11 protein-coding genes and 1 tRNA gene are annotated in these 13,269 nt (G+C 34.0%); 5 read left to right on the forward strand and 7 right to left on the reverse strand.

What is annotated here, in order from left to right; all coding sequences use genetic code 11:
• Positions 1-21 precede the first annotated feature (21 nt).
• Positions 22-939 carry a GYDIA family GHMP kinase gene (locus tag V5J73_RS13080; protein ID WP_338646410.1) on the forward strand — a complete coding sequence of 306 codons (918 nt, stop codon included), beginning with the start codon at positions 22-24 and terminating at the stop codon, positions 937-939.
• Positions 940-1,146: 207 nt separating this feature from the next.
• On the opposite strand, the gene V5J73_RS13085 is transcribed toward V5J73_RS13080, so the two are convergent.
• The 6 genes from V5J73_RS13085 to V5J73_RS13110 form a co-directional block, all read right to left on the reverse strand.
• A complete protein-coding gene (locus V5J73_RS13085) occupies positions 1,147-3,243 on the reverse strand; it encodes a peptidylprolyl isomerase (protein ID WP_338646412.1) in 2,097 nt (698 codons plus the stop codon).
• Between the two features lie 108 nt (positions 3,244-3,351).
• A complete protein-coding gene (locus V5J73_RS13090; RefSeq protein ID WP_338646414.1) occupies positions 3,352-4,611 on the reverse strand; it encodes a hemolysin family protein in 1,260 nt (419 codons plus the stop codon).
• 3 nt (positions 4,612-4,614) lie between these two features.
• Positions 4,615-4,809 (reverse strand): hypothetical protein, encoded by a 195-nt coding sequence (locus tag V5J73_RS13095; RefSeq protein ID WP_338646416.1) that lies wholly within the window; start codon positions 4,807-4,809, stop codon positions 4,615-4,617.
• Between the two features lie 12 nt (positions 4,810-4,821).
• Entirely contained in the window at positions 4,822-5,376 is a 555-nt protein-coding gene (gene lptC / locus V5J73_RS13100) for an LPS export ABC transporter periplasmic protein LptC (protein WP_338646418.1), read from the reverse strand.
• A gap of 47 nt (positions 5,377-5,423) precedes the next feature.
• Entirely contained in the window at positions 5,424-6,674 is a 1,251-nt protein-coding gene (locus V5J73_RS13105) for a hypothetical protein (protein ID WP_338646420.1), read from the reverse strand.
• Positions 6,667-7,401, reverse strand: coding sequence for a type III pantothenate kinase (locus tag V5J73_RS13110; protein WP_338646421.1), 735 nt, complete (start codon positions 7,399-7,401; stop codon positions 6,667-6,669). Before V5J73_RS13110 ends, V5J73_RS13105 begins: the two co-directional genes overlap by 8 nt.
• A 98-nt stretch (positions 7,402-7,499) precedes the next feature.
• Between V5J73_RS13110 and V5J73_RS13115 the strand changes: the two genes are divergently transcribed.
• Positions 7,500-7,572: transfer RNA gene (locus V5J73_RS13115), tRNA-Phe, on the forward strand.
• A 379-nt stretch (positions 7,573-7,951) separates the two neighbouring features.
• Here the strand turns inward: V5J73_RS13115 and V5J73_RS13120 are convergent.
• A complete protein-coding gene (locus V5J73_RS13120; RefSeq protein ID WP_338646422.1) occupies positions 7,952-9,262 on the reverse strand; it encodes a M28 family metallopeptidase in 1,311 nt (436 codons plus the stop codon).
• 464 nt (positions 9,263-9,726) lie between these two features.
• Here V5J73_RS13120 and V5J73_RS13125 point away from each other — a divergent pair, with 464 nt between their 5' ends.
• From V5J73_RS13125 to V5J73_RS13135, 3 genes are all read left to right on the forward strand, one after another.
• Complete coding sequence (locus V5J73_RS13125) at positions 9,727-10,146, forward strand: IS1/IS1595 family N-terminal zinc-binding domain-containing protein (RefSeq protein ID WP_338646423.1); 420 nt, start codon at positions 9,727-9,729, stop codon at positions 10,144-10,146.
• Positions 10,147-10,248: 102 nt separating this feature from the next.
• Complete coding sequence (locus V5J73_RS13130; protein WP_338646424.1) at positions 10,249-11,628, forward strand: porin; 1,380 nt, start codon at positions 10,249-10,251, stop codon at positions 11,626-11,628.
• A gap of 24 nt (positions 11,629-11,652) precedes the next feature.
• Positions 11,653-13,188 carry an MFS transporter gene (locus tag V5J73_RS13135; RefSeq protein ID WP_338646425.1) on the forward strand — a complete coding sequence of 512 codons (1,536 nt, stop codon included), beginning with the start codon at positions 11,653-11,655 and terminating at the stop codon, positions 13,186-13,188.
• The last annotated feature ends 81 nt before the right edge of the window (positions 13,189-13,269 follow it).

A 13,269-nucleotide genomic window follows, 5' to 3' on the forward strand; every position in this document is an offset into this window, starting at 1 on the left:
GCTTCGTTCCTCGCAAAGACAATGAAAAAAACATTCTACAGTAACGGAAAACTTTTAATCACAGGAGAATATCTGGTTCTTGATGGTGCAAAAGCATTCGCTTTACCTACGAAACAAGGACAAAACCTTATTATAGAAAAAGGAAAGAACAACGAAATTTTCTGGAAAAGTTATGATGCTGATAGAAGTATTTGGTTTGAAGACACTCTTTCATTTTCTGATATTTCTAACGGAATAACTGATGAAAACGAATCGGTCAAAACAACACTGACTACTATTTTACACGAAGCATTTAAACTCAATCCGGATTTCATTTTAAATTCGGATGGTTATAGTATCACTACTGAACTTGGATTCCCAAAAAGCTGGGGCCTAGGAACATCATCGACTTTGATAAACAATATTGCACAGTGGTTGCAAATTGATGCCTTTATACTGCTTAAAAACAGTTTTGGAGGTAGTGGTTATGATATTGCGTGCGCACAAAACGATACTCCTATATTATATCATCTGGAACACGGCAATCCTATCGTGGAAAAGACACCTTTCAATCCAGAATTCACACAAAACCTATACTTTGTATATCTCAACAAAAAGCAAAGCAGTAAAACCGCTATAGCAGCTTATAACATTAATAAAAAAAACAATCTTGCTAAAACCATTGCTTTAAATGACAACATAACTTCTGAAGTTTTGAATGCTACTTCGCTTCAATCTTTTGCTGCTGCTTTACAAAGGCACGAAATTCAAATGAGCAGTATTCTGGAAACACATACCATAAAAGAAGCTGTATTTCCTGATTTTAACGGTGTGATAAAAAGTCTTGGTGCATGGGGTGGCGATTTTGTGATGGCGATTTCAGAGAAAAATCCTAGCGCTTATTTCGCATCAAAAGGATACGATACTATTGTCGCTTACAATGACATGATATTAAGCTAATACTACGCTTTTTCTTTTACTCTAGCTACTCATTTTTTTACTTTTGAAGCATGTTAACCCGAGATCCACTTTGCTGAAGAGCTTCCCGCACAACAAACCAATTCAAAGATAGTCGCGGCGCTAATTAGAAAAGTTAATATCATAAAAAATCCCGATACATTTAAAAACGTATCGGGATTTTTAGTTTGATCAATTACTTCTTAGAAATTAGTAATTAAAATCTATTCTATTGTCTTCAATTTTTGCGTTAGCTTTCAATGCAGGAATAACTCTATTTGCATCAGAAGCGCTTTGTGCTTTTAATTTAGTTACATACGCAGCGTGGCTTTTTAAAACTGGTGCTTTAACTGTACTCATGTTTTTCACCACATAAACTCCAGTATTCCCTTCAATTGGAGCTGATAATTTATTTGCTGCTAATGCAAATGCATTTCCAACCACTTTAGGCTCTGGACCAACATTTGGCAACATCGTATTTTCCATAGTCAAACCAGTAGCTTGTTGCACTGTTCCTCCAACCGCTTTTGCAATAGCTTCAAGAGAAGAACCAGACATTTTTGCTTTGATTAGCTCTGCTTTCTTTTTGTTTTTAAGAATTGGCTCAACATAAGGTCTAACAACTGAAACAGCTACCAAACCAGAGTTATCAATACTTTTTAGTTTTGCAATAACGTGACCTACATTAGCCACTTCAAATCTTTTTACAGCACCTACTTTAACACCATCCTCAAAAGCCCATCTCACGATTGTTCTTTGATTTCCTAATGTTCCAAAGTTTTCATCCATTCCCTTAACTGAAACAGCTGGTGAAACTTTAAGTCCCATATCTTTTGCCACTTTATTAAAATCTTTATCCGCAGCATCCATTTCTAACTTAGTTGCTTGTGTAAACATTTTATCAGAAGTTGCTTCAGAGGCTTCAATTTTTTGAGCTACAGTAGCCAAACGAATTCCGTCTTGTTTATCAGTAACTTTAATAATATGAAAACCAAAATCAGTTTCTACTAAACCAACTTTACCAATACCATTATTAAAAACGAAATCATTAAACGGTTTTACCATTTGGTTAGGACCAAAATACCCTAAATCACCACCTTGTTGTGCTGATGAATCATCAGAGCTAGTGAAAGCCAACATCATGAAACTATCTGGATTAGCATTAACTTGTGCCAAAATACTTTCTGCTTTTGCTTTTGCTTGTTCTTTTGTTCTCTTCTCTTTTTGGTTAGGAACTTGTGTTCCTTCGTAACCAATTAAAATATGACTTGCTTTAGCATTAACTCCTGATTTCATACCCATAGATTTTGAAATACAGTAGTATTTCCCATAAACATATGGTCCATAAACTGCTCCTGGAGCAAGGTTAAATAATTTATCAGCATCTAAAGCTGGCAAATCTTTTTTAGCGATATAAGTTGAATCATAAGGAACATCTGAATTAGAATTTACAAATTCTACTGCATTCGAAGTTGTTCTAAATCCTGGCAATGTATCGTTTTTACCTGTAGTTTGATTGTAAACCACACTTCCAGTTAACAATGCATTTATTTTTGTTTTAACTTCTGATTCATCGGCAGCAGAAGGCTTGTCTTCGATCAAAACATATTCTACTTCGCGAGACTCATCCGCTTTGTATTTTTTTTCATTTTTCTTCATGAAATCAACAATCTCAGCATCAGTAACTTTTACTTCACTGTCTTTGATTGTAGAATATAAACCTGCAACGTAAGCAAAGTTTACTTTGTTTGCTTCCATTTCATATTTCAACTTTCCTTCGCTTTCCGTTGTGTAAACTGCTGCTTTAATCAAAGTGTTATACATTTGGTATTTAGCATTCAACTCCGCATCCTTCTCTCTATCTTTCAAGAATTGAGCTTGTGCAGGATTTGCTTTAAAATATTCTTTGAATTTCACAACATCAAAAACACCAGCTGTGTTTAAAAACAATGGATTTCCTCCAATATTCTGATCTGTTTTTAACACTTCTAATAAGTGTTTTTCACCTACTCTAAGTCCTAATTTATCAAATTCAGAAGTTAATAAAGCAACAGAAACTTCTTGTTCCCAAACTCTGTTAGCCGCTTCAGTTGAAGTAATGCCTTGACCACTTTTCTCAACATTACTTACTTTAACCCTAAAATCTTCAAATGAAATATCTTTTCCATCGATGCTTCCTACATCTTTTGATGTACTGTTGAAACCACCGCTATTGAATATATCACCTATGATAAATGCTAATAAACAAAACCCAATAACGAGTATCAGAAGAAGTGAACGTTGTCTAATTTTTTGTAAAACTGCCATTTTATTGTTGTTAATTTTTATATTCAGTTTGCGAAAATACAATTATCTAATTAATAATTATACTAGTAGCGTTTTATTTTGCAAGAAATTTTATTTTCCTAAAAAAAATCACTCTTGTACGGTCATTTTTACTAATTCTATTTTCTTATTTGTAGCTTCTTCAATTATAAAATGATAGTTGCCTATGGTAATCACCTCCCCTTTTTCAGGGATCTCTTTTGTAAAATCGACTATAAAACCGCCAAGTGTCCCATAAGAATCACTTTCAGGAATTGCAAGTTTGTAGGTTACATTTAAATACTCTACATCAAAACGCGTTGAAAAAACAAAAACCCCATCACCCAAATCCTTTTCTATCAGTTCTTCGTCTGAATCGTGTTCGTCCTCTATTTCCCCAAAAAGCTCTTCCACAATATCTTCTATAGTAATTATCCCAGAAGTCCCTCCATATTCGTCTAACACTACAGCAACACTTTTGCGTTTTTTTGTAAGCAAGTTCATAGCGTCTTTTATAAATATTGTTTCGGGAACAAACTCTACCGAGATGACAATTTCCTTAATGTTATTTGGTTTTTTAAACAAATCAAACGAATGTACATAACCAACAATATCGTCCAATGAGTTTTGATAAACTACAATTTTAGAATAGCCCGTTTCTATGAATAGTTCCTTGAGGTTTTCAATAGAATCAAATACGTCAACAGCAATAATTTCAGTCCGAGGACTCATTATATCTCTGGCTTTCACGCCAGAAAATTCTAATGCATTTTGAAACATTAGTATTTCAGAATCTACGGTTTCGTTATCTTCAACAGTGCTCATTTGCTCAGTAATATAATTTCCCAGTTCTATTTTACTAAAATATAATTGAATAGTGTCTCCTTCAGTCTTGAAGAATTTCTTTAATATAAAATCAGAGACCCCAATAAAAAAGGCAGAAATAAAATAGAAAAACCTATAGAAAACATAGGCTGGAACTGCAAAAACCTTAATTAAGGAATTCGCATAAATTTGAAAAAAAACTTTAGGCAGAAACTCCGCGGTAATAACAATTAGTAGTGCTGAAACCAGAATTTGTAACACTAAATTTAATCCATCTGAAAAATGATATCCTAAAGCTACAAACCATTGCATCACTAATTCGCTCATAAAAAAACCATAGACCACCATAGCCACAGTATTCCCAATAAGCATGGTTACTATAAAATTAGTTGGTTTTTCAGTAAGCTTCGTGAGTGTTTTTGAAACGAAATTATCTTGTTTTTTTTCAATTTCAAGATAAATTTTATTTGAAGAGACAAAGGCTATCTCCATCCCTGAAAAAAAAGCACTTAGTATTAGACACAATATGATAATACTAATTTCCATTAATTAGGATTTTTTGTTTCGGTCGTCAAATTTTTTAGCAAATTTTCTTCTGAAGAAAAACATAAAAATAGCCAATCCTGCGATCATGAAACTCAACCAAAAAGTTCCTGCGGGATCATTTAATTTAGTAAAACCATCATAAATGAAATAGGCTCCAAAAACAAGGTAAACGTATTGTGTATATTTTAGGTAATTCATATTGTATTTGTATTAATCGGCTGATTCTATTTCGCCAGTTATTTTTTGAGAATTAATCACTTTGAAATCTTTGCTAAAGTCAATTCCTTGTCCATTTGAAGTTCCTTTTGGATCTGATAATTTAAATTTTCTTTCCGTAAAAAACCATTCGTTTTTTTGATCAAAATACAATTGCTCCGTTTCTAAGGTCTGACCCTCTTCGGTAAAAATCTTCACTTTCCCTTGTAAATCAATGATATTTGTACCTTTATATGAAATAGCATAATTGGATTTGATAAATGTTTTCTTTGCTTTTTTATCAAATAAAGTTACATCAATTCCTTTTGGAAATTCTGTAAAAGGAAAATCAACTGTTGCATAATCTAGCATTTTCGAACTAACCAAAATTGCCGTAACTCTTCCTGAATCGGTGTATTTCAAATTTACTATATCCGCATCACTGCTCGGAATAAATTCAGAGAAATTAATCTTTTGAATCTCTTTGAAATTACTTTCGCAACCAAAAAATAGTGTCACAGCAAAAACTGTGACAACTAATTTAATATGTTTTTTTTTGACTAAAGTCATACGCTGAACTTGGCCGAGATATTTGGCAATAGCACCAATTCTTGTTTTTAGTTGAATTTACGTTTTTCAAACCATTTGTCATTAAGTGAGAAACCCACACTAAAATTAGCATAGTTCTCCTGAACAAGATTTGCTTTTGTAGTTCCTTTTTTCCCTAATTCGAAACCAAAATTTACATTAGAGAAACTACCCGTTATTGGAAGTCCCAAACCAAAAGTAAGTCCCATATCATTTATCGATTCAGAGTTGATAACCAATCCTGTTTTCTCATATTTAATACCAGCTCTGTAGACCATTCTTTTTGTATAACTAGTAAACGAATTGTAATTAGGAATGTAATACCCTCCTAAACTCACGCTTCCATATTTTCCGTAACCTACATTTGCTTCGTTATTATAGTCATTTGCTTGCCCTGAAGTTTTTCCATAAGAAACGGCTCCACCAATAAGCCATTTTCTAGCTTCTCCAATACCTCCACTTAAGGATATTTTGCTTGGCATTGTCATACTTGCTTCCGTTTTAATATCATCAAGAGCATCAACAACAGCCACATCAAAATTTGAATTATAAACTACTGTTGCTATATTTCGAGTATTTTTAGAAGTTAAAGAACTCTCTAGTGAATAAGTCAAACTACTAAAAAGAGTGATTTTTTTATAGATTTTGGTTTGATACATCATTCCAAGATTGAAATTCACTCCTGATAAATCTGCTGAATTCAATTCGCGTGTTCCAATAGGAACTCCGGTAATAAACTCAAGACTATTCGTTTCAATTTTTCCAAAATTATAATTCACATCTGCACCAATGTTAAAATTTGGAGCAATTTTATATCCCACTCCTAAAAAAGCTTTATTCAACCCTCCAGTTCCATTAAAACGCTTGTTATTTTCTGTTGCATTTCCTGAAATAGATTCAATTTTATATCCTACAGAAGAATACGGAATCAATCCAAATCCCAAACCAAACTTACCCAAAGGCAAACCAACTGCAAGATAATCCAAAGTAGTCCTTGTAGCATTTGCGGATTCAGTTGTATTCTTCAAAGTTGTTGTTCCATAAGTTCCTCCTAAAGTAAAAGTGGTTAGTTTAAGGTTTGCGAAACTGGCTGGATTTTGTAAATTTATATGAATACTATCCTGTTCAACAGCTAATCCTGCCATAGAGCGATTTTCAAGCGCTCCTTTGAACCTTACATCCCCTATTCCGTAAAAAGAGTATGGCGAAGATGTTCCTTCTTGAGCAAAAGACACTAATGATAAAAGCAAACATGCGCTTATTATAATTTTTTTAATCATTTTTGATTTTATATTGAAATGTTTGATTCAAACTTTCCAGGAGAAAATTTGAATTGGCAAATATGGTATTTTTTAATCGTTTAGCCAAAAAATCTGTGTCGCCACCCGTTAAAATTATTATAAAATTTGAATACATTGCTTTATATTCATCGATAAAACCGTCAATCTCATAGACGAAACCGTTAACCACGCCAGAATGAATAGATTCTGAAGTCGATGTTCCAATGAAACCTTTAGGACTTTCTAATGACAACAAAGGAAGTTTAGCTGTGAAATTATGCAGCGCTTCGTAGCGCAATCGCAAACCTGGCGAGATAGCTCCACCTAAATAATTATTTTTCTCATCAATAAAATCGTACGTAACACACGTTCCTGCATCAATAACCAATCGATTCTGATTTGGAAACTGAAGCGTTGCTCCCGCAGCAAGAACCATCCTATCAATTCCCAAAGTTTTAGGAGTCGCATACCGATTCTGAAACGGAAAAGAATCTTCATGAGATAGAAAATGCACATTCAATACATTGTTAAAAGCTAAAAAAGACTGTTTTTCGACATCTCCAACAGACGAAACAATCAAATCAGTTATTTTTTCGAATTTTTTTAAAATATTTTCAATATTTTTCTGCAGTTCAATTTCAGAAAAAACGAAAATTTCAAAAAGGATAGCACCCTCAAAGACAGCCGCTTTAATTCTAGAGTTTCCTACATCGACAACTAAAATCATAATTTGTTTTTTGATTTGGCGAAGGTACGAATTGATTTTTTTTAAAAATTGTTTTGGATAAACTAAAAATCATTCTATATTTGCACCCGCAACAGCGAGGTACCTTAGCTCAGATGGTAGAGCAATGGACTGAAAATCCATGTGTCCCTGGTTCGATCCCTGGAGGTACCACAAAACCCACTAAGAAATTAGTGGGTTTTTTGTTTATTAAAATTCATGAAGCACTTTTTAGGTCATAATCGATACAGTCAAACTAATAAAAAGATTTTAGAATCTATTTACAATTTGAAGCAGAACAATTAAAGTTTTCAAGAATAAAACCTCCTACTATTCAATACATTTCTTCGTCCCGTCCTAATGCTTCGAGATTGGGACTGCGAGAATTTCTCAATACGCTTCGGAACCATCAGGAGCTAACGATTGCAGCTCAGCAGCGCGATTGAATTTTTAAAACACAAAAAGGATAATTATTTAACAATTTTTTTTATTGTCAAACAACTACCCTTTAATACTATCGTTACAGTATCCACTAAAGAAACCAAAAATTTTATTACTTCCTACTCAAAGCACTACTATCGACGCGTGATGGTGTATCTTTTCCGTTGATGATGGTAGAAGAACTGATTGCAATTGCTTTAATGACTTCTGTCATGTTTACCATATCTAAAGTCTCAATTTCATCACTTACTTTGTGGTAATTAGGCTCGCTATCCATTTTTGACGTAGAAATTGTATGTGCCGGAACGCCTAATTTTGCTAGAGTTGCATTATCCGAACGATAGAATAATTGTTGTTCTGGATAAGGATCTGGATAAAATTTAAACGCTGATCCTTCTAAATTCTTTTGCAATATTGCCCCCATACTTGATTTCTCAAAACCAGTAATATAAGCTGAATTTTTACCCCATTTTGACTCCGTTCCAATCATTTCCAAGTTAAACATAGCCATAACCTGATCTGGATTTAATTGTTTCGAAAAGTATTGAGAGCCATAACCACCTATTTCTTCTGCTACAAAAGTGGTAAACAATATCGTACGCTCATTATTATTTAGTTTTTTAAAATACTTGGCTAACATAATTACAGCTGTTGTTCCAGCGGCATCATCATTGGCACCATTATAAATAGAATCAGTAGCATCATGTTGCTCCCCTTCAGCAGGTGAACCCACACCTAAATGGTCATAATGCCCTGAGAAAACCACGTATTCATTGGGTTTACTTTTGCCTTTTAAAACACCTACTACATTATTCAATGCTTTTTTAGTTACTGTATTAGTTCCTTCTATAGTAAACTGGGTCGCCTCCATAGTTCCAAAAACAAACACTACCGTATTCCCACCAGGATTAGCACTCATTTGCGGAATATGCTTCATATTTTGAATTCTGGGTTTAAAAGAAACATCCACTAGAACTAAAAGATTTTTTTCACTTTGGTAATATTCGTAAAACTTCGGACCAAATTTATCTCCGATACTTATTTTTACAACCTGAACATCACTTTTTTCAGTCAAAGCAATTTGTGGTTGATAGGAAAAAGAAACCACATCCTCTTTATCTATTGCTTTACCATCAATTAAAACATTTAAAGAAACATTTTTAGACTCGGTCATGAAAAACTCTTGCTTAAAATCTTTCGCACCGTTAAATGTTTGCAATCCAATTTTCTTAAATTCAGATTCAATGAAAGAGGAAGCTTTATCTATTCCTGGAGTAAAAGCTCTTCGGCCTTGCATATCATCCGCCGAAAGTACTTTCTCTATCTTCGTAACGTATTTTTTATTGATAATTTTATTGATTGACTGAGCCTGCAACATATATGCAGAACAAAGTAAAACAGCACTTAAAACAATTTTTTTCATAAATTATAGCTTTTAATAACAATAGTTTTTACAGTAAGAGTATCGGATTGAAATTGTGTTACAGTAAAACTAATAAAAAGATTTTAGAACCTATTTACAATTTGGAGTAGAACAATTGAAGTTTTCAAGAATGAATCCTCTTGCTGTCCACTGTTTCTATTTGTTACACAACGAGAATACCTTCCTAGGGTTCAAGACTATCAAGGCTATTGGTGGAAACTAGCGTAAACATGCTACATTATAATACATAAAATTATTTTTCAGTAAGGTAGTATTACAAATAAAATGATTGATAAATAGATACGGTATTCCAAGCAATGACTTTATCAAAAACGGATAAAATTTATCAAACACACACATTTTTTTTAATAAAAATGCACCTTTCATAAATTAAAAACATATTTTTTAAATAATTCTCTTTTATATAGTTGCTAAATTGATATATTTATGCAAAATTTATATATATGGAACTTTTAACGTGCCCAAAATGCCAAAGCGACCACATTATAAAAAGTGGTATAATCAATAGCAAACAAAGGTATTTATGCAAAAAATGTAATTATTTTTTCACAGTCAACAAAATAGGCAAAAAGATCGATGACTACTATGTTACCAAAGCGCTCCAACTATATTTAGAAGGCTTGAGTTTTCGTGAAATCGAGCGCATTATAGGGGTTTCTCACGTAACCGTAAGCAACTGGGTAAAAACCTTCAATATCAAAAAACCATCTCATGCCAACTACCATCCTACCTATAAGATTTTTAATCACTTAGAACTAGTTGAACATCTAAAAAATAAAGAACTGCTCTCTGGAGCAGGAATGATAATAACTGAACTTGGCGATAAGTTTATGCTTATAAAATGGGAAAGATTCAAAGATTAACTATACAACTTTACATATATATATATCTAAATTTTTTTTCAGAATAAAATAATAGAATTTGGTACTTTATTAACCAACCACTTACTAACCAAAATTTTATTTATGAAAAAAATATTTTTTATAGCGGCAGTACTCTTATTGTCCCAAAAAGGTTTTTCGCAAGGCTCTACCGACTATGGCGCCGGACTGAAATTCAATTTGAATGAAGATGGTTCTAAATTCATGCGTGTGATTGCATGGAACCAGATCTGGATGCGTTCTGCTCAAATGAATCCTGGCACCATGATTGGCGGTGAAGCAACTTCGACCGCAACCGACATTGGTAATCGACGTTTGCGTTTTCTAGCGTATGCACAAGTATCAAAAAGATACATGATTGTAACCCACTTTGGTATTAACAACCAAACTTTTACCAATGGTGGCGCAGCAGGAACGTCTGGAACTGGAGGCTATGGCGCTGGTAAAAAACCTGGTTTATTTTTCCACGATGCTTGGAACGAATATGCGGTTGTATTGCCTCAAAAAGAGAAAAAATTCAGCATGTCGCTTGGCGCTGGATTACATTACTACATGGGATTATCCCGATTAACGATGGCTTCTACACTTAACTTCTTAACTATCGACGCACCTATTTTTAACTGGCCATTAATTGAAAACTCGGATCAATTTGCGAGACAAGTAGGGTTATTTGCAAAAGGAAAATATGGAAAATTAGAATATCGTTTGAGCTACAATAAACCTTATGCTACAAACCTAGTTCCTACAAACGTAACGACTGCCGAAAATGCTGTGGCCGTTGATAATAGCGGCATGACAAAATGGTCAAAAGCAGGTTATTTTGAATATCAGTTTCTAGAGCAAGAAGCAAATGTATTGCCTTTTAAAGTCGGAAGTTATTTAGGAACCAAAAAAGTATTCAATATAGGTGCTGGTTTTTACACCGCTCCTGACGCGACAAGATCATCTGTAAGCGGTACTATAAACAAACACGATATCAAACTTTTTTCAGCTGACGTTTTTCTAGATTTACCGATAGGGAAAAAAGAAAATAAAATGGCTTTAACTGGATATAGTGTACTGTATGATTATGATTTTGGACCTAATTACTTACGTAATGTTGGTATCATGAACATTGGATCAGTAGATCCTAATTTCACAGGAAGCAGAGCAATCGCTGGAGCTGGAAATGCACAACCTACTATTGGCTCAGGAAATATATGGTATACACAAGCCGGAATTTTATTACCTAACAAAGAGGCGAAACCTAAAGTTCGCATCCAGCCTTTTGGAGCTGTTACTTATAAAAACTTTGATGCTTTAGAGCAATCAAGTACTCAGTTTGACGTAGGATCTAACTTTTTCCTAGATGGCCATCATGCAAAAATAACAGCGCAATATTCTACTAGACCTGTTTACACCGCTCCAACAACTCGTTCTGGATCATTGGGAGACTTCATAGTACAAATCCAAATCTATCTATAAACCAATTTTAAAAAATATAAATTTATGAGTACAAAATCAACAAAAGGAATTTGGAAAGTCATTTCCGCATCCTCAATGGGTACAATGATCGAATGGTATGATTTCTACATCTTTGGAAGTTTAGCCGTTGTAATCTCAACAAAATTTTTCCCTTCAGATAATCCTACAGCAGCATTCTTATCCACTTTAGCAACCTTCGCAGCAGGATTCGTAGTGCGTCCTTTCGGAGCCCTTTTCTTTGGACGATTAGGCGATTTAATTGGAAGAAAATATACGTTCATGGTCACTTTACTTTTAATGGGTGGAGCGACATTCCTGATAGGATGTATCCCGAGTTATGAAACTATTGGATTCATGGCGCCTTTATTAGTATTAATTCTTCGTTTGCTTCAAGGTCTTGCTTTGGGTGGTGAATACGGTGGAGCCGCAACCTATGTCGCCGAGCATGCTCCCGTTGGACAACGAGGATATTGGACTTCTTGGATTCAGACTACTGCAACGGTGGGTTTATTCATCTCTTTGATGGTAATTTTAGCCACGAGAAACATCCTTACACCAGAGCAATTTGACGAATGGGGATGGAGAGTTCCGTTTTGGGTTTCTATCATCATGGTTGGAGTTTCGTATTTGATTCGAAAAAACATGGATGAATCTCCTGTTTTTGCTAAAGCGAAAAGCGAAGGAAAAACAAGCACCAACCCATTGAAAGAAAGTTTTGGAAACCGTTACAACTTAAAATTTGTTTTGCTAGCTTTATTTGGGGCCACAATGGGACAAGGAGTTGTTTGGTACACCGGTCAATTCTATGCCATGAGTTTCTTAAAAACAGTAATGTCTATTGATTCGTCACAAGTAGATACCTTACTCGGAATTGCATTAATCTTGGGTACACCATTTTTCATCTTTTTTGGTTGGCTGAGTGATAAAGTAGGAAGAAAATACATTATGATGGGCGGAATGTTATTAGCCATTGTCTTATACAGACCTATTTACAAACAAATGTATGAAACTACATCTGTCAAAAATAAAACTGAAATCGTAGCAAATACTAAAATTATTGCTGAATTAAAGGAGAATAAAAAACAAACCATGGACTCTATCTATACTACGAATAAAGAGTATTCAGATGGAACAACATTAGTAGAGGTAAAAACGGTATCTTTAGAGAACGGAACCGCTAAAGTTGTAGACGGTAAGCCGAAAATTGAAACTAAAACAACGCTAAAAATTAACTCCAGTGACAATTGGGCTTTGATCTTTTTAGTATTTATACAAGTGATATTTGTAACTATGGTTTACGGTCCTATTGCGGCGTTCTTAGTTGAAATGTTCCCAGTAAAAATTAGATACACGTCAATGTCATTGCCATATCACGTAGGAAATGGAATTTTTGGAGGATTACTTCCAGCTATCTCGACTTATTTTGTAACGAATGCAAAAGACTTAGGACATCCAGAGTTTTACCTTGAAGGATTGTGGTATCCAATTGTTATTGCTGCAGTCAGCTTTGTAGTTGGAATGGTTTACATTAAAAATAAAGATAAAAACGCTCACGTATAAAAAACACAGCTATGAAATGAGCATTACTGCAATTGGCTACAAACACCAATGATGATATGCGAATTACATATGACCGATAAA

Origin of the sequence: Flavobacterium sp. KS-LB2, assembly GCF_036895565.1 — a bacterium.
Taxonomy (GTDB): domain Bacteria; phylum Bacteroidota; class Bacteroidia; order Flavobacteriales; family Flavobacteriaceae; genus Flavobacterium.